Source organism: Nostoc sp. 'Peltigera membranacea cyanobiont' 213 (genome assembly GCF_002245975.1).
In the GTDB taxonomy this organism is placed as follows: domain Bacteria; phylum Cyanobacteriota; class Cyanobacteriia; order Cyanobacteriales; family Nostocaceae; genus Nostoc.
Genome location: NZ_NOLI01000375.1, coordinates 1 through 1,036, shown reverse-complemented (window position 1 = coordinate 1,036; position 1,036 = coordinate 1). Strand labels below are relative to the sequence as shown.

Here is a 1,036-nt window from a genome sequence, read left to right as displayed (position 1 = left end):
AAAAGCTCTAAGCTATACAGGATAAGCGCTACAGATTTCAAAACTATTAAACAGTGTGGGGACGAGGCAGGCGATTGTTCTTGATGAAGTGTTGCGATCGCTAATGAAGTTTGCTCCCGGCGTAACCGCCCGCTTTGTTGGGATGCCTGCGGCGGTAAACTACACTGTGCCTAACTCTAGACAGTGCAAAGATGTTCGAGTTGTCCAAAAAAAATTTAGGTAGGAAAAGCTTACTCGTTCATGAAATACTTTCTTTGAGACGAGTAAGCAAACATCATAAATACTACTGTGACACTGCGAGTACAAATCCTCTCTTGATAAATTTAATTCATATTTGGGATTACCTTTCAAAGAATTGTTACCAGCAAGTGTAATTGAAAAAGCACTTCATGAGCTAAATATTAGATATTATCGGCGATTATTCGACCCAATAGTAACGCTTTGGGCCTTTTTATCTCAGGTTTTGGATACTGATAAAAGTTGCCATAATGCAGTGAGTAAAGTTATTGCTTATTTGGCAGCACAAGGGGTAGAAATTCCATCAACTGACACAAGCGCTTATTGTCAAGCGCGGTCTAGATTACCAGAAAAGTTTTTAGAAAAACTTTTTAGTCAGGTTGGACAAAGGTTAGAAGAAAAGGTAGGGGCAGAACATTTATGGTGTGGTCGAAATGTCATGGTAATAGATGGGTCAACTGTCTCCATGCCTGACACTATTGAGAACCAGGAAGAATACCCTCAGCCAAAGACCCAAAAGCCTGGATGTGGATTCCCAATTGCGAAAATTGGTGTAATCTTCAGTTTAGCTACTGGAGGCGCTGTTGCTCTATGTATCAATGTTCTGAACACTCATGATATTAAATTAGCTCGTCAATTATATCAGTTTCTTAATCCCTTCGATATCCTTTTAGGGGATAGAGCTTTTTGCGCTTACGCCGATCTGGTTGCTATAAAAAAAATCAATTGTGATGCTGTATTTCGGAAACATCAAGCTCGAAAAACTTCCATGCGAAAAGGTAAAATTGTTGGAGACTGT

General features: G+C 39.7%; 2 protein-coding genes. Both read left to right on the top strand.

All coding sequences use genetic code 11. From position 1 onward, the window contains the following. Positions 1–55: 55 nt before the first annotated feature. Complete coding sequence (locus CDG77_RS37285; RefSeq protein ID WP_190234171.1) at positions 56–223, top strand: hypothetical protein; 168 nt, start codon at positions 56–58, stop codon at positions 221–223. 111 nt (positions 224–334) lie between these two features. Beyond that, positions 335–1,036 (top strand): IS4 family transposase (locus CDG77_RS35045; protein WP_223270177.1); only part of this gene is annotated, 702 nt, incomplete at its 3' end.